This is a genomic window from Mesorhizobium sp. 2RAF21 (assembly GCF_052115345.1).
GTDB classification, from domain to species: domain Bacteria; phylum Pseudomonadota; class Alphaproteobacteria; order Rhizobiales; family Rhizobiaceae; genus Mesorhizobium; species Mesorhizobium terrae.
In genome coordinates, this window is the sequence record NZ_JBFRGM010000016.1 from 114,996 (window position 1) to 131,069 (window position 16,074).

A 16,074-nucleotide genomic window follows, 5' to 3' on the forward strand; every position below is an offset into this window, starting at 1 on the left:
GTCGTCAACAACGACAAGTAGAACGAGATATATTGATGTCCATTCCTGTTGTGCCGGTTATCAGGCCGGACTTTTTTCCGCAACGTCAAAAAACGCTTGTCTCAACGAAAGTGTTACCGATCCAGGGTGGCCGTTGGCAACGGCCTGACCGTCGATGGCTACAACCGGCATGGCGATCAGGGTTGCCGAACTGACAAAGGCTTCGCGCGCCGTTTTCGCCTCATCGACCGTGAACGCCCGTTCCTCGATTCGCAGGCCAAGCTTGGCTGCGACGTCGAAGATCGTCGTGCGGGTGATGCCGCGCAGGATTCCCGTGTCGGCCGGCCGCGTTACCAGCGCGCCGTCCCGGGTCACGATCCATGCGTTGGTCGAGCCGCCTTCCTTGACGGTACCATCGGGATCGACAAACCAGGCCTCCTGCGCGCCGGCCTCCTTGGCTTTCTGCTTGGCCAGGACGTTGGGCAGCAGCCCAATGGTCTTGATGTCGACGCGCTCCCAGCGGTTCTCCGGAACCGTGATCACCTTCACGCCGGACTCGGCCTTCCTGGCGGATGCGGCGGGATCGACCCGCTTCGCCGTCACCACCAGCGAGGACGGTGTATCCGGCGAGGGGAAGACGTGATCGCGCGGAGCGACGCCGCGCGTCACCTGCAGATAAACCAGCCCGTTGACCACGCGATTGCGGCGTACCACTTCGCGAACGATAATCGCCAGCGCCTTGCGGTCGACCGGCCATGCCATGGCCAGTTCCCGCAACGACCTGTCGAGGCGCTCAAGATGACGGGTCATGTCGACGATGAAGCCGCGCGCGACCTCGCACACCTCGTAGACGCCGTCTGCGAACTGATAACCGCGATCCTCAATATGCACGGCGGCGTCACGGTGCGCGACATAGCGTCCGTTGACATAGGCAATGCGCGGCATGGCGAACCCTCTGAAATATTAGGCTTTCTTACGCGATTCCGGTGGTCGCGTATCGAACAATGGCATGGTCCAGCCGGCCGTGGCAGCGGCCGGCGGATAATCAGACACCCAGCGACTTCAGCTTGCGGTGCAGAGCGGAGCGCTCCATGCCGATGAATTCGGCGGTCTTGGAGATGTTACCGCCGAAGCGGTTGATCTGGGCGATCAGATAGTCCTTCTCGAATTGCTCGCGCGCCTCGCGCAACGGCAGCGCCATGATGTGCTGGTCCGACTGGTTGGGCGTACGCGGCATCACGTCGCCGATTTCCGACGGCAACAGTTCCGCGGTGATCGGCACCTCGACATCGTCGCCACGTGCCAAAATCATCAGCCGTTCAATGTTGTTGCGCAGCTGGCGCACATTGCCCGGCCAGTTATGGGCCTGCAGCACAGCCAAGGCATCGTCGCCGATGCGGCGCGGCTTGATACCCGCTTGCCTGGCGATCTGCTTGACGAAAGTGTCGACCAGATAGGGAATGTCCTCGCGCCGCTCGGCAAGCCCGGGCACCGAGACCGGCACGACGGCCAGACGGTGGTAGAGGTCTTCGCGGAAACGACCCTCGGCGATCATCGCCTCGAGGTTCTGTGCCGTCGAGGAAATGATACGGACATCCACCTTCACGCGCTTGGTGCCACCCACACGCTCGAACTGTTGCTCGACCAGAACGCGCAGGATCTTGTTCTGGGTCTCGCGCGGCATGTCGGCCACTTCATCGATGTAGAGAATGCCGCGATGTGCCTCCTCCAGCGCACCGACCTTGCGCTCGGTGCCGTTCGATTCGGTGCCGAATAGCTCGATCTCCATGCGCTCTGGCGTGATGTTGGCGGCGCTCAACGTCACGAACGGTCCGCTTTTGCGGGCCGACAGCGCATGGATCGCGCGGGCCGCCAATTCCTTGCCGGAACCGGAGGGGCCGATGATCATGATGCGGCTGTTGGTCGGCGCCACGCGCTCGATTGTCTGGCGCAACTGGCTCATCGCTGACGACATACCAATCAGGTCAAACGTCTCGCCGCTGCGTTGCTTGAGATCCGAGACCTCGCGTTTGAGCTTGGAGGTTTCCAGCGCGCGCTCGGCGACGAGGATCAACCGGTCGGCCTTGAACGGTTTCTCGATGAAATCATAAGCACCGCGCCGGATGGCCGAGACGGCGGTCTCGATGTTGCCGTGGCCGGAAATCATCACCACCGGCAGGTTGGGATGCAGCGTCTTGATCTCGTCCAGCAGCGCCAGACCGTCGAGACGCGAACCCTGCAGCCAGATGTCGAGGAAGATCAAGCGCGGCGCGCGATCCGCGATCGCCGCCAAGGCGCTGTCGGCATCGTGGGCCGTGCGCGTTTCATGCCCCTCGTCACTCAGGATACCGGCAACCAGTTCGCGGATGTCTTCTTCGTCGTCGACGACAAGAATATCAGACGCCATTACCGACCTTCTCAGTTTCTCGTTCGTTTTCCGCCATGCCGCGGCCACCTGATGCGGCGCCGCTCGAAGGCAGGATGATGCTGATCATCGCCCCTCGCCCGCCGTGGAAGTCGGCCGGCGCATCGTGCAGTTCCAGCCGGCCGCCATGGTCTTCCACGATCTTTTTGACAATCGCGAGGCCAAGGCCGGTGCCTTTCTCGCGTGTCGTCATATAGGGCTCCAGCAGACGCTGGCGATTCTCGCGCGGCAGGCCTTTGCCATTGTCGATCACGTCCACCCGGATCGAACCGTCCTTGGGTGTTGCCTGGATACGGATCACGCCGCTTCCACCGGGAGCGAACTGCATACCTTCCATGGCTTCGGCGGCATTCTTGATCACATTGCCGAATGCCTGCGACAGCAGGCGGTTGTCGAAGGTACCCTTGAGCGGGCGGTCGCCGAAATCGCGCTCGAAAGCGATGTCCGAGCGACTGACCTCCACCAGGAAGGACGCCTCGCGCAACGGCTCGCGCAGGTCGATCGCCTTCATCTCGGGCTTCGGCATGCGCGCGAAGGCTGAGAACTCATCGACCATGCGGCCAATATCCTCGACCTGCCTGATGATGGTGTCCGTGCACTGGTCGAAGACCTCGCGGTCTTCGGTGATGACCTTGCCATAGCGGCGGCGAATGCGCTCGGCCGAGAGCTGGATCGGGGTCAGCGGGTTCTTGATCTCGTGAGCGATGCGCCGCGCGACGTCAGCCCAGGCGGAGGTGCGCTGCGCGGTGACAAGATCGGTGATGTCGTCCACGGTCACGACGTAGGACTTGTCGCTCTCGTAGTCCTGATCCTGGTCTTCCTCGATGGTGACCTGGACGTTGAAAGTGCGCTCGGCGCCGGCACGGAAGAAGGTGACTTGCTCACGATAGACCGGCTTGCCGGACTTGCGACCGATTTCGAGCACCCGACCGACATGCGGCAAGGCTGCGGACAAGTTCTGTCCCAGCGCCGCATCCGACGACATGGCCAGCATTGCCTCGGCCGACTTGTTGACGATGGTGATGGTGCCGAACGGATCGACGCCGATGACGCCCGATGTCACGCCGGCAAGCACTGCCTCCGAGAACCTGAGGCGCTCGTCGGCGAGGTCCTTGGCCGTCAGGATTTCGTTGCGCTGCGATTTCAGCTCGAACAGCATGTTGTTGAACGTCTCGCCCAGCGAGGCAACGTCGCCGTCGGACTGACGCACCGGCACCGAAACGTCGAGATTGCCGGTCGCCACCTCGTCGGCGGCGCCGATCAGTTGGCGGATCGGCCGCACCAGACGGTCGGCCACCGCGATGCCCGTCCAGATCGCCGACAGGATGACGATCAGTGTCAAGGACAGGTAAGGCAGTGCGAATGCCACCTGCGAGAAGGATCGATTGCCCTCAAGGCCACTATATTCACTCGTATTGGCCCTGACGATCTCACGCGCCTTGATCACTTCCGGATCGACGACACGGATCGTGTAGAGATAGAGCCCCTCGATCTCCTTCAGCTTGATGATCGCGCCCATGATGTTGCGCGTGCGTGGCTCGATCAGCAGCGGCGTGCCATTCTGGGCTTCCTTGACCGCACCGTTCGGCGGCTCCGGCATCGGGAAGTCGGCACTGGTCTTGGCGCTGAGCACGAAACCGCCATCGGCATTGACCAGCGCTGCATGGGCAAGGCCGCGCCCGACAGCCTCCTTATTCATCAGGTCGATGAAGCCGGTGCGGTCGAGCCCGTAAAGCGTCCGCGAGCTGTCGAGATCATAGGCCATGGACAGCGTCGTGCCCTGCAGGTTGCGGGCGTTCTCCTGCACATAGGCGTCCGCGATCGACAGCGATGAATTGATGATCGTCTTGGTGCGGATTTCGAACCAGCGATCAAGACCGATGTTGAGCGTGATCGAGGCGATGATGGCGACCAGGATCGCCGGCACCGCTGCCACCAGCCCGAACATCGCCACAATACGCACATGCAGCCGCGATGCAGCCTTGCCGGTGCGGCGCGCCATGATGATTCGCCGCGCCTCGCGGGCGATCAGTGCGGCGAGGAAAAGGATGAACAGCGCGTTGAGGCCGATCAGCCAGAGCGTCGTCGTTCTATCGGGCACGATCGGCGTTGCCCCGACCAGAATCGCAAAGGAAATGCCGGCCATTAGCAGCGCGCCGAGGATCGCAACGATGCCAGGCAGCGCCATCAGCCGCCTGGCTTCCTGCACCCCGGTTCGTCGAAACAATGATCCGCTCAATGTGATGGCCTGCTCAGCCATTTCGCCGCTTGCTGTCATGATTGCGTCGCATCTATGCAACGCATTGTGGCGAATATGCAACAAGACGCCCGATCACAAAAATCTTTCGGCACCTCATCAACCGAAATTTGTTTGCGTCGTCGCGAAGCTCGCGACGGCGGGATTTCGCCGCGATCAGTTCGGTCGCGATCCGCGATAAACGTTGACGCCGAGGTCCCGGATCTTCTTGCGCAACGTGTTGCGATTGAGGCCGAGCAGGTCGGCGGCACGGATCTGGTTGCCGCGCGTCGCTGTCATCGCGGCCAAGACCAACGGGTGCTCCATTTCTTCGAGGATGCGCTGGTAGAGGCCAGGCGGCGGCAATTCATCGCCGAAAGAGGCGAAATAGCGCTGCAGATAGTGCTCCACCGCCTGGCTGATCGACAGGTCGTCGGGGATCAGCGCGTTGGCGCTGGGCACAACTGGCGCTTCCGCCGTCTTGAGCTCGGCTTCGATGATTTCGGCGGAAATCTCATCCTGCGGATAAAGTGCTGCCAACCGGCGCACCAGGTTTTCCAACTCGCGTACATTGCCCGGCCAAGGATAACGCTTCATCAGCTCGATGCCGGCGGGCACGATGCGCTTGGTCTGCAAGCCTTCCTTGGCGCCAAGCTTGAAGAAATGCCGTACCAGGTCCGGAATGTCCTCGGCGCGTTCGCGCAGGCCGGGAAGCCGCAACGGCACGACATTGAGGCGATAGAACAAATCCTCGCGGAACAGGCCTTGATTGATCAGCGTGCGCAAATCCTTGTTGGTGGCAGCAACGATGCGCACGTCCGTCTTGATCGGCGTGCGTCCGCCAACGGTCGTGTATTCGCCCTGCTGCAAAACACGCAGCAGCCTGGTCTGTGCCTCCATCGGCATGTCGCCGATCTCGTCCAGGAACAGCGTGCCGCCCTCAGCCTGTTCGAAGCGGCCGGTGGAGCGGTTCTGCGCTCCGGTAAAGGCGCCCTTCTCGTGACCGAACAATTCGGATTCAATCAGGTCGCGCGGGATCGCCGCCATGTTGATGGCAACAAACGGCCCGCCTCTGCGACGCCCATATTCGTGTAGCGCACGCGCGACCAACTCCTTGCCGGTGCCCGATTCGCCGCTGATCATCACCGTAAGGTCCGTCTGCATCATGCGCGCCAGCATGCGGTAGATGTCTTGCATGGCGGCCGAACGACCAACCAGCGGCATGGTCTCGGGTTGCTCCTCCGGTCGAATATCAGCCTTCGGACGGCGCGGTTCGGCGAGCGCCCGGCCCACGATGTTAAGCAGCTCGGTCAGGTCGAACGGCTTCGGCAGGTATTCGTAGGCGCCTGTCTCGGAAGCACGGATAGCGGTCATGAAAGTGTTCTGCGCGCTCATGACGATAACCGGCAGTTCTGGCCGCGCCTTCTTGATGCGTGGCAGCATGTCGAAGGCATTCTCATCGGGCATGACCACGTCGGTGACGACGATGTCGCCCTCGCCCGCAGCCACCCAGCGCCACAAGGTCGAGGCATTGGACGTAACCCGCACTTCATGGCCGGCGCGCGACAGCGCCTGGTTGAGCACGGTGCGGATCGCCGCATCGTCGTCGGCGACAAGAATGGTGCCGCGAGCGGTCATATGCGGTGATCTCCTTCGTCGTCATGCATTTCCGGCGCCGGGTCTTTCCAGACTGGCAACAGCACGCGAAACGTGGTGCCGCGCGGCGTCGAATCGCATTCGATGATGCCGCCGTGCTCGCCGACGATCTTGGCAACCAGCGCCAGACCGAGCCCCGAACCATTCGGTTTTGTGGTGATGAACGGGTCGAACAGGATCGGCAGGATGTCTTCCGAGACGCCGGAACCGTTGTCGTGCACGCAGAATTCCAGCGGCAGCGACACGCGATCCTGCGTACCTGGCACCGACATGCGAATGCCGGGGCGGAACGCCGTCGTCAGCGTGATCTCGCCGAGCGGGTCGGAACCGACCGCTTCGGCCGCGTTCTTGACCAGGTTCAGGAACACCTGGATGAGCTGATCACGATTGCCGTAGACCGAAGGAAGCGATGGATCATAGTCTTCCATGATCTTGATCCGGTTGGCAAAACCGTTCCGGGCGATCGCCTTCACATGATCGAGCACGACATGGATGTTGACGGGATAACGGTCGATCGGCCGCTCGTCCGAAAACACCTCCATGCGGTCGACCAGCGACACGATACGATCGGTTTCGTCGGTGATCAGCCGGGTCAACGCCCGATCCTCGTCGGAGGCGGAAAGTTCAAGCAATTGGGCAGCGCCGCGGATGCCGGACAACGGGTTCTTGATCTCGTGCGCCAGCATGGCGGCAAGGCCGGTAACCGAACGGGCAGCCCCGCGATGCGTCATCTGCCGATCGATCTTGTCGGCCATCGAGCGTTCCTGGAACATCACGACGACGGAATCCGGGAATTCCGGCACCGGCGCCGCGTAAAGGTCGACGATCTTCTCGATGCCGAGGCGCGGCGAAGACACATCCACTCGGTATTCGTTGACCGGCGCATGCCGTTCTCGAACCTGGTCGACCAGGGTTAGTAGCGGGCTGCCGAAGGGAATCAATTTGGCCAGCGTATTGCGCGCCAGCATGGTCGCACTGGAGCGGAAGAAGTCCTCGGCATCGGCGTTGGCATAGGTGATATGGCCTTCCGGCCCCACCATGATCACCGGACGGCGGATGGTGTTGAGCAGGATCTGCGCGGCATCGGCCATGTCCGCGACTGGAGCCATCGCAACGGTCATGCCGCGCTCCTGATCGCTTCGACTTCGCTGTCGCGCGCAAACGCCTCACGCAACAAGGCGATGACGCGCTCGGGTTCGAAGCTGGTGAGGATATCCTTGCGCAGGTCGGCAGCAGACGCAGCGGCGTGTCGATCAAGATACCAGCCGAGATGTTTCCGGGCCTGCCTCAATCCGCTTTCGATGCCATAATGCGCCAGCATATCCTCGTAGTGCGCGACGACATATTCGCCAAGTTCCGCGGCACTCCCCGGCAAGCTCACGGATTCGCCACCACTTGCGACAGCGGCGAGTGCGCCGGCCGTCCACGGCGCGCCATAATGAGCGCGACCGACCATGACCGCATCGGCGCCCGACTGGTCGAGGATCACTGCCGCATCGGCTGGTGAGGCAACATCGCCATTGGCGACGACGGGGATCGATACGGCATCTTTCACGCGGGCGATCGCGCGCCAATCTGCTTTGCCCTGGTAGAACTGGCAGCGTGTGCGGCCGTGCACCGTCACCATCCTGACGCCGGCCTGTTCGGCGCGCCGTGCCAGCATCGGCGCGTTCAGCGCGTCTTCGTCCCAGCCGAGCCGCATCTTGACGGTCACCGGCACCTCGACCGCGCCGATGACGGCTTCAATCAAGGTCAATGCGTGATCGAGATCGCGCATCAGCGCCGAGCCGGCATAGCCGCCGGTCACCTTCTTCGCCGGACAGCCCATATTGATGTCGATGATGTCGGCGCCTTCGCCGGCAGCGATCCGTGCGGCCTCAGCCATGTGAGCCGCCTCGCGTCCGGCGAGTTGCACCATGTGTACAGGCAGGCCGGAATGGCGAATGCGCAGGTCGAATCCGGCCCTGCCCCGCGCCAGTTCGCCACTGGCAACCATCTCCGAAACCACAAGGCCGGCCCCATGCGCATAAGCGCGTTTGCGGAACGGCTCGTCGGTGATGCCGGACATGGGCGCCAGGAAGATGCGATTGCGCAACTCCACCCCACCCACATCGAGCGGCAAGGCGAGTTTCTCAGGATTGGTCATGCACAAAAACCAAGCAATATCTAGTGTTGCCTATTCCCTAGCCAGATCGGAATGATTGTGCAATGCAGAATGAACATGCATTGCGGCTTATTTGGGAAAATGCTGGCCTTCCGCGCCGCCCACGACTAAGCGTCTGCGCATGAAGGAACCGAGCGCAATCAAGGCTGTCGCCACAGATCGCCGTGTTGCCGCCGTCATCGTGGCGGCAGGCCGCGGCGAACGCGCCGGGCAGGCCGAGGGGCCCAAGCAGTACCGCCGCATCGGCGGCCGCGCCATCCTTGCCCATACGCTGGAGACCTTTCTTGCGCATCCGCAAGTCGGCCAGGTGGTGGTCGTGATTCATGGCGACGACCAGGAGTTGCTGCGCAAGGCGATAGGCGACAACCTCGAACGGGTCGCAATCGTCACCGGCGGTCCGACAAGACAGGATTCAGTACGTCTCGGTCTTTTGGAACTGGTAGCGCAGGCGCCAGACAGGGTTCTCATCCACGACGCGGTGCGACCGTTCTGCGATGCGGACCTGATCGACAGGGTGATTGACGTCATCGGCGCCAACCAGGGCGCGCTGCCGGCCTTGCCCGTGGCCGATACGCTGAAACGCGAGGGCCGCGACGGCACCATCGGCGAGACGGTGCCGCGCGCTGGCCTCCATGCCGCGCAGACGCCGCAGGGATTTCCTTTCCGGCCGATCCTCGAAGCGCATGAAAGAGCACATCAGGCCGGCCGCAGTGATTTCACCGACGATGCAGCGATAGCCGAATGGGCGCGCATCCCGGTCAAGATCGTCGCCGGCTCGCCGGACAACGTCAAACTCACCTGGGCACGGGATATCGCGATGGCGGATCAGAGGATTCACGGCGAACGGTCGAACTTTCCCGACATCCGCACCGGCAACGGCTACGATGTCCACGCCTTCGAGCCGGGAGATCATGTCATGCTCTGTGGCGTCGCCATCCCGCATGATCGCAAGCTGTCTGGCCATTCCGATGCCGATGTCGGCCTGCATGCCTTGACCGACGCGCTGCTCGCCACCTGCGGTGCCGGCGATATCGGCACGCATTTCCCGCCTTCCGACCCCCAGTGGAAGGGTGCCGCCTCGCGCCTGTTCGTAGAGCACGCCGCCAGGCTGGTACGCACACATGGCGGCCGCATCGCCAATGCCGATATCACGCTGATCTGCGAGGCGCCCCGCGTCGGCCCACATCGCGAGGCGATGACGGCGGCTTTGTCCAATATGCTTGGCATCTCGCCCGAACGCGTCTCGATCAAGGCGACAACCAATGAGAAACTTGGTTTTGTCGGGCGACAGGAAGGCATAGCGGCAATCGCCACGGCAAGTGTCGTCTATCCCGGAGAAGTACCGGAATGAACGACCTCACCGAACTCGCCGATCGTTTCCTGAAAACCTGCGCGGCGCGCGGGATCATGGCGGCAACGGCCGAAAGCTGCACCGGCGGCATGATCGTTGCGCATCTGACCGATATTGCCGGCTCTTCCACGGTGGTCGATCGCGGTTTCGTCACCTACTCGAACGAGGCCAAGATGGACATGTTGGGCGTCGAGCCGGCAACATTGCGGGCCTTTGGCGCCGTTTCGGCCGAAACCGCGCGGGAAATGGCCGCCGGTGCGCTCGCCCGATCGCGGGCCGGCATCACCCTTGCCGTCACCGGTATTGCCGGGCCGGACGGCGGTTCGCTGGAAAAGCCGGTTGGACTAGTCTGGTTCGGGATGGCGCTGTCTGGCCGCCCCGCAGTCGCCGAACAGCGCATCTTCGACAATCGCGGCCGCGACTTCATCCGCCGCGAGACCGTCAGGCACGCTCTTGAGATGGGATTGAAGGCGCTCGCTGTCTGAAGCCTACTTCGTCTTCAGCCAAGGCGTGGCGGTACTCCAGAAGATGATGTCGGCGCCAAGATAATCTTCTGCAAAGCGCGCGAACTCGCCCTTGCTGAACGGCTTGTGGGTTTTCGGGTTTTTGTAGGTTAAAGTCGGTTCCTGCACCGCCATGGCGACAAGCGACAGTTTCCCCTTGTATTTGTTGAAGAACGGATAGGAGTTCTTCATCTGCGCCTTGCGGCCTGGGACGATGTCGGGACCGCCGAGCCCGACGCCATTGGCGCTGGCGAATTCAAACATACGCCCCATGTAATTGTGATCATTGTCCCATTCGCATGGCCAGAAATTCACATATTGCACCACATGCGACTTGGTGAACGCTTTTCGCGCAAAAGACAGGTTTTCTAATTCGCCGGCAAAGTAATTGTCGCAACTGAAGCCTTTGGGCGGCGCTTTTTCGTCGAGGTCGATAGCGGTTTCCGGCAGGTTCACGCCGAAAACCCGACCGTCGAAGCGCGCTGCAAGAGCCGCGAGCAATGCCTGATACCGTTGGCGAACGGCGGGGTTCCACTGTTGCGCCACCCAGCCGGATCCAATTGGCTTGTTTTCGCCCGGATTGTCGAATTGCGGAGACAAACCGCCACCATACGCCGGATCGCTCATCAGATAGCCGGGGACGTATTTCGCATCTGGTTCGAAAAAACGGTCCTGGATCTGGATGAAAAGCTTCTTTTTCAGACCATCGAGAGCGGCAAGGTCCTTTTCGATCGCGGAGAAATCATACTTGTCCTTCTCCGGCTCCAACGCCCGCCAATTGTAGACGATTTGCGCCCCTTCTATATCTTGCCGACTAATTACATTCATCGCCTCATCGAGATCGCCTGCACTCGTATAGATGAAATTGCGGGGCTTCTCGGCTCGAGCCGGCAGCGAGACGGCAAGCAAAGCGACGGCAACGGCAAGACCGGCTATCTTGACCAAGGGTGGTCTCCTGTAGGGATCGCCGAGGGGCTTCAGCTTTTCAGGCGGGAGGATTTCGTCCGTAAATTACATCGGCGCGCTTCTCGAACGCCTCGGAAAACATGCGGAAGGCACGGTCGAACATCGTGCCCATCATCACGCCCAAAATGCGGCTCTTGAACTCGTAGTCGATGAAGAATCGGACGAAACAACCGTCGCTGGCCGGCTCGAAGCCCCAAATGTTGCTCAGATATTTGAACGGGCCGTCGATGTATTTCACATCGATGATGTGCTCGTCCGGCTTGAGCAACACCTGGGTGGTAAACGTCTCGCGAATGGCCTTGTAGCCGATGCTCATATCGGCGATCAGAACGGTACGCCCGTCACGCTCGCGTCGCGAGCGAACCGAAAGCGCCTCGCACAGCGGCAGGAATTGCGGATACTGCTCAACGTCAGCGACCAGCGCGAACATCTGGTCCGGACTGTGCGATACACGCCGCGTCGCCTCGAATTTCGGCATGAAACCGGCTTATTGAGCGGATTTCTTGAGCTGCTCCTCGCGTGCCGCGCGCAGGCGGGCGAAATCCTCGCCAGCGTGGTGCGAGGAACGCGTCAGCGGGCTCGAAGCCATGAGAAGAAAGCCCTTGCTCTTGCCGACGATGGCATAGGACTGGAATTCTTCCGGCGTGACGAAGCTCTTCACCGGATGGTGCTTCTTCGACGGTTGCAAATATTGGCCGATGGTCATGAAGTCGACGTCGGCCGAGCGCAGGTCATCCATCAATTGCAGTACTTCGTTACGCTCCTCGCCGAGCCCGACCATGATGCCGGACTTGGTGAAGATTGACGGATCAAGCTCCTTCACGCGCTGCAGAAGCCGGATCGAGTGAAAATAGCGCGCACCGGGGCGCACCGTCAGATAGTTGGACGGCACTGTCTCCAGATTGTGGTTGAAGACGTCGGGTCTGGCCGCCACGACGATCTCCAGTGCGCCTTCCTTGCGCAGGAAATCCGGGGTCAGAATTTCGATGGTCGTGGTCGGTGCTGCGGCGCGAATGGCCTGGATGACCTCGGCAAAATGCTGGGCGCCGCCGTCGGCCAGATCGTCGCGGTCGACCGATGTAATGACAACATGGGTCAGGCCCATCGTCTTGACGGCCTGAGCCACGCGGTTCGGCTCGTCTGCGTCGAGCGCGGTCGGAATGCCGGTGGCGACATTGCAGAAGGCGCATGCCCGCGTGCAGATCTCGCCCATGATCATGAATGTGGCGTGCTTCTTTTCCCAGCATTCGCCGATATTGGGGCAGCCGGCCTCCTCGCACACGGTCACCAGCTTGTGCGACTTCACGATCTCGCGCGTCTCGGCATAGCCCTTGGAAACCGGCGCCTTGACGCGGATCCAGTCCGGCTTGCGCAGCACCTCCTGGTCCGGCCGATGCGCCTTCTCAGGATGACGGGGACGTGGTTTGTTGGCGACGAGATCGAGAACGGTGACCATCTGAAACCTGTTTCCTGCGGCAAGCGCTGTGCGCTTCATCTAAGACTTTTCGCGGCAAAGAAAAAGGCCGACGCTGTGCATGCCGCGACGGCCTTTTTTGCATGGCGGATCGTGTGGGCGTTCAGCGCCGCACGAGGCGGCCGGCCCAGATCAGCAGACAGGCGCCGATGAAGCCGGTGATCAGATAGGCAACCCAGCCGACACCGAACACGCCGAGATTCAGCGCTTGTAGGATGGCATTCAGCACGACCGCGCCGACAATGCCCAGAACGATATTCATGAAAATGCCGGTGTTGCTCTTCATCACCATCTCGGCCAGCCACCCCGCCAGACCTCCGATGATGATGGCCGCAATCCAGCCAACGCCATTGACGCTCATCTGCACCCTCCTTGCTGCTTGGCGAACAAATTCGCATAAGCCAACGTTTCCCGCAGCGTTCCGGTTCCACGGTCAGAAGCGCGGATGAGCGCTTTTTCACGCGTTCAGAACCCGTCCATAGGCATCGAGCACGCTTTCCTTCATCGTCTCCGACAGGGTCGGGTGAGGGAAGATGGTGTGCATCAGCTCTTCCTCGGTGGTTTCCAGGTTCATGGCGACCACGAAACCCTGGATGAGTTCGGTCACTTCGGCTCCCACCATATGGGCACCGAGCAACTGCCCGGTCTTCTTGTCGAAGATCGTCTTGACCAGGCCCTGGTCTTCGCCGAGCGCAACCGCCTTGCCGTTGGCCACGAACTGGAAGCGGCCGACGCGGATATCCTTGCCCTGCTCCTTGGCCTTGGCCTCGGTGAGGCCGACGGACGCGACCTGCGGGCTGCAATAGGTGCAACCGGGGATTTTCAGCTTGTCCATCGGGTGGACATGAAGGCCCGCGATCTTTTCCATGCAGATAACGGCCTCGTGCTCGGCCTTGTGTGCCAGCATGGGCGGCCCGGCGACATCGCCGATCGCATAAATACCTGGAACATTGGTGCGGCAGAATTCGTCGATGACGATGGCGCCACGATCGATCTTCACGCCCACCGTCTCCAGCCCGAGATTCTCGGTGTTGCACTGGACGCCGACAGCCGAAATCATGCGGTCGGCGGTAATCGTCTGTGTCTTGCCGTCCTTGCCCTCGACTGTTGCAGTGACGGAATTAGCGCCCTTCTCAACCTTGGTGACTTTGGTCTCAAGCAGGATCTTCATGCCCTGCTTCTCGAGCTGCTTTTTAGCCCAGGTGGAAATCTCGGCGTCTTCGACCGGCATGATCTGCGGCATGATCTCGACCACGGTCACATCGACACCCATGGTGCGGTAGAAGGAGGCGAATTCGATGCCGATGGCGCCGGAGCCCATCACCAGCAGCGATTTCGGCATCTGCGGCGGCACCATCGCCTCGAAATAGGTCCAGATCAGCTTGCCGTCCGGCTCGATGCCCGGCAGCGCGCGCGGCCGCGCACCCGTGGCGATCACAATGTGCGTGGCCGTATAAGTGCCCTCGCCCTTGGTGCCCTTCGGAATCGGCCCCATCGGCTCCATCGGCTTCTTCGAGGTCTTGCCAACGACGATCTCGCCCGGCTTGGTGATCTTGGCTTCACCCCAGATCACGTCGACCTTGTTCTTCTTCATCAGGAAACCGACGCCATTGTTCATGCGCTGGGCGATGCCGCGCGAACGGTCCACGATACCCTTGATGTCCGGCGTGATCGTGCCTTCGAGCTTAAGGCCGTAATTCTTGGCATGTTCGGCGTAGTGGAGGATTTCGGCCGAACGCAACAGCGCCTTGGTCGGGATACAGCCCCAGTTGGAGCAGATACCGGCCAGATGCTCGCGCTCGACGATCGCCGTCTTGAAGCCGAGCTGCGCCGAGCGGATGGCCGCGATATAGCCACCCGGACCGGAACCGATGATGATGACGTCGTAATTGTCAGCCATGTTCTTCCTGCCTTCTCATCAAGCGGCGCCGCGCGTCAGCAGCACCCAGCCATGTTCTTTGCTGTTGTCTAACAGCGGTACAGCGCGTTTGCGGGCCACTTCCACGAATCCGCGCGACCCGTAGAGGCCGAGCGCCGTCTCGTTGTGGCTTTCGGTGATCAGGCTCATCGGCCTGCCGCCTCCGCGTGCGATTTCGTGGTCGAGAAGCCGCTTGCCGAGCCCCCTGCCGCGATGGTGCCCGTATACGCCAAGACTGTCGAGGAACCAGTGGCCGACCAGCGTTTTCTGCAAGGCCAGGATCGGCTCGATGACCGGATGCGGCGCCTCCGCGTCGACGATCGACGGTTCGATCGGATGACCGATGACGACGCCAGCAACTTCCTCGCCGATCACGGCCAGGCTGGCGTCTTTCCACGCGGCCTGTTCGGTGTCGGAACGCATGAAAGAGCGCCCCTGTTCAAAGGCGGTTTCCTTGGAACCGTCAAGCACCGCCCCGTACCAGAACCACGACGCGAAACCGTGCGAGCTTACATCGACCAGAATAGCGAGCTCGGCGGCATCGCGCTTCTCGGCCCTGCGAATGGTTGTCGCCGCTGCCATCACAACCCCAGCAGCTCACGCACTTTCGGCACCAACGCCGCACCAATCCTGCGGCTGTTGTCGGCGTCGAGATGAACACCGTCGAGCGGTGTCGTTCGTGCCACCGTACCTGCGTCGAAAAAGCCGCAGCCCACTTCCTCGGCGAGCGCCGCATAGAGCGGCGCAAGGTGCTGCGAGGCCTTGTCGCCGCCGGCGAACATTTCCTTGTATTCGGAATTGGTCGTGTGGCTAAGCACCGGAGGCGAAACCAGGAGCACCCGTGGCGGCGGATAGCCCATGCCGTGATCATAGCCGCGTACGATCGAGACCAGTCGCGCCATGCCTTGCCTGGCCGCCAGCGGATTGCCGTGGATCCACGGCTTCATGTCGTTGGCGCCGAGCATGATGATGACGAGATCGAGCGGCGCATGCGTGCCAAGAACCGTTGGCAAAGTGCGAGCGCCGTTCCGATCGGCCTCGGCAAAATTGTCGTCAAAGGCAGTGGTGCGGCCGTTCAGCCCTTCGGCGACGACATGGACATCGGCGCCAAGCTCAGCTTGCAGCACGCTCGGCCAGCGATCTTCGAGCGAATGGCGCCCCGGACCTGAGGCATCGTAGCCCCAGGTCAGGGAATCGCCGTAGCAGAGGATGGTTTTCATGCGGCCCAACCCGGCCGCCTAAACCAACATAGCCATCGGGTTTTCGATGATGCGCTTGAAGGCACCGAGCAGTTCGGCACCCAGCGCACCGTCGACGGCACGGTGGTCGGTCGAAAGGGTAACGGACATCACGGTGGCGATCTTCACTTCGCCGCCCTTGACCACCGCCCGCTCCTCGCCGG

General features: G+C 61.7%; 17 protein-coding genes. 3 read left to right on the top strand and 14 right to left on the bottom strand.

Translation table 11 applies throughout. The features are described from left to right. Window positions 1-60 precede the first annotated feature (60 nt). The 3 genes from AB4136_RS24620 to AB4136_RS24630 all read right to left on the bottom strand — a co-directional run bounded on the left by AB4136_RS24620 (window position 61) and on the right by AB4136_RS24630 (window position 4,664). Window positions 61-924 carry a D-amino-acid transaminase gene (locus tag AB4136_RS24620; protein ID WP_024924046.1) on the bottom strand — a complete coding sequence of 288 codons (864 nt, stop codon included), beginning with the start codon at window positions 922-924 and terminating at the stop codon, window positions 61-63. Between the two features lie 100 nt (window positions 925-1,024). Beyond that, the gene (ntrX, locus tag AB4136_RS24625; RefSeq protein ID WP_024924047.1) at window positions 1,025-2,386 is read right to left on the bottom strand and encodes a nitrogen assimilation response regulator NtrX; all 1,362 of its coding nucleotides are present in this window, start codon (window positions 2,384-2,386) and stop codon (window positions 1,025-1,027) included. Further along, window positions 2,376-4,664 carry a sensor histidine kinase NtrY-like gene (locus AB4136_RS24630; protein WP_024924048.1) on the bottom strand — a complete coding sequence of 763 codons (2,289 nt, stop codon included), beginning with the start codon at window positions 4,662-4,664 and terminating at the stop codon, window positions 2,376-2,378. Before AB4136_RS24630 ends, ntrX begins: the two co-directional genes overlap by 11 nt. On the opposite strand from AB4136_RS24630, the gene AB4136_RS24635 reads away from it, so the two are divergent. After that, a complete protein-coding gene (locus AB4136_RS24635) occupies window positions 4,576-4,842 on the top strand; it encodes a hypothetical protein (protein WP_162531501.1) in 267 nt (88 codons plus the stop codon). The two genes, AB4136_RS24630 and AB4136_RS24635, sit on opposite strands and share 89 nt — an antisense overlap. Here the strand turns inward: AB4136_RS24635 and ntrC are convergent. Genes ntrC through dusB form a run of 3 tightly spaced genes read right to left on the bottom strand, consistent with a single transcriptional unit; the run spans window position 4,818 to window position 8,442 of the window. Next, window positions 4,818-6,278, bottom strand: coding sequence for a nitrogen regulation protein NR(I) (gene ntrC, locus AB4136_RS24640; RefSeq protein ID WP_024924049.1), 1,461 nt, complete (start codon window positions 6,276-6,278; stop codon window positions 4,818-4,820). The genes AB4136_RS24635 and ntrC overlap by 25 nt on opposite strands. After that, window positions 6,275-7,417, bottom strand: coding sequence for a two-component system sensor histidine kinase NtrB (locus AB4136_RS24645; RefSeq protein ID WP_024924050.1), 1,143 nt, complete (start codon window positions 7,415-7,417; stop codon window positions 6,275-6,277). Before AB4136_RS24645 ends, ntrC begins: the two co-directional genes overlap by 4 nt. Continuing rightward, window positions 7,414-8,442 (bottom strand): tRNA dihydrouridine synthase DusB, encoded by a 1,029-nt coding sequence (gene dusB, locus AB4136_RS24650; RefSeq protein WP_024924051.1) that lies wholly within the window; start codon window positions 8,440-8,442, stop codon window positions 7,414-7,416. Before dusB ends, AB4136_RS24645 begins: the two co-directional genes overlap by 4 nt. 139 nt (window positions 8,443-8,581) lie before the next feature. On the opposite strand from dusB, the gene AB4136_RS24655 reads away from it, so the two are divergent. Together AB4136_RS24655 and AB4136_RS24660 are read left to right on the top strand one after the other, a co-directional pair. Beyond that, window positions 8,582-9,811, top strand: coding sequence for a bifunctional 2-C-methyl-D-erythritol 4-phosphate cytidylyltransferase/2-C-methyl-D-erythritol 2,4-cyclodiphosphate synthase (locus AB4136_RS24655; RefSeq protein ID WP_137901228.1), 1,230 nt, complete (start codon window positions 8,582-8,584; stop codon window positions 9,809-9,811). Next, window positions 9,808-10,296 (top strand): CinA family protein, encoded by a 489-nt coding sequence (locus AB4136_RS24660; RefSeq protein ID WP_024924053.1) that lies wholly within the window; start codon window positions 9,808-9,810, stop codon window positions 10,294-10,296. Before AB4136_RS24655 ends, AB4136_RS24660 begins: the two co-directional genes overlap by 4 nt. 3 nt (window positions 10,297-10,299) lie before the next feature. Here the strand turns inward: AB4136_RS24660 and AB4136_RS24665 are convergent, their stop codons facing one another. The 8 genes from AB4136_RS24665 to AB4136_RS24700 form a co-directional block, all read right to left on the bottom strand. Continuing rightward, a complete protein-coding gene (locus AB4136_RS24665) occupies window positions 10,300-11,259 on the bottom strand; it encodes a hypothetical protein (protein ID WP_024924054.1) in 960 nt (319 codons plus the stop codon). A 40-nt stretch (window positions 11,260-11,299) separates the two neighbouring features. Next, window positions 11,300-11,758, bottom strand: a complete 459-nt coding sequence (locus AB4136_RS24670; protein ID WP_024924055.1) for a type II toxin-antitoxin system RatA family toxin — start codon at window positions 11,756-11,758, stop codon at window positions 11,300-11,302. A 9-nt stretch (window positions 11,759-11,767) separates the two neighbouring features. After that, window positions 11,768-12,775 carry a lipoyl synthase gene (gene lipA, locus AB4136_RS24675; protein ID WP_081766868.1) on the bottom strand — a complete coding sequence of 336 codons (1,008 nt, stop codon included), beginning with the start codon at window positions 12,773-12,775 and terminating at the stop codon, window positions 11,768-11,770. Between the two features lie 82 nt (window positions 12,776-12,857). Then, window positions 12,858-13,115: a GlsB/YeaQ/YmgE family stress response membrane protein gene (locus AB4136_RS24680; RefSeq protein ID WP_024924057.1), complete on the bottom strand. Its 258-nt coding sequence runs from the start codon at window positions 13,113-13,115 to the stop codon at window positions 12,858-12,860. Between the two features lie 96 nt (window positions 13,116-13,211). Next, window positions 13,212-14,654, bottom strand: a complete 1,443-nt coding sequence (lpdA, locus tag AB4136_RS24685; RefSeq protein WP_024924058.1) for a dihydrolipoyl dehydrogenase — start codon at window positions 14,652-14,654, stop codon at window positions 13,212-13,214. An 18-nt stretch (window positions 14,655-14,672) separates the two neighbouring features. Further along, complete coding sequence (locus tag AB4136_RS24690) at window positions 14,673-15,254, bottom strand: GNAT family N-acetyltransferase (RefSeq protein ID WP_024924059.1); 582 nt, start codon at window positions 15,252-15,254, stop codon at window positions 14,673-14,675. Next, a complete protein-coding gene (locus AB4136_RS24695) occupies window positions 15,254-15,892 on the bottom strand; it encodes an SGNH/GDSL hydrolase family protein (RefSeq protein ID WP_024924060.1) in 639 nt (212 codons plus the stop codon). Before AB4136_RS24695 ends, AB4136_RS24690 begins: the two co-directional genes overlap by 1 nt. Window positions 15,893-15,910: 18 nt before the next feature. Continuing rightward, on the bottom strand, window positions 15,911-16,074 hold a 164-nt coding region (locus AB4136_RS24700; protein WP_441931643.1), incomplete at its 5' end, for a 2-oxo acid dehydrogenase subunit E2.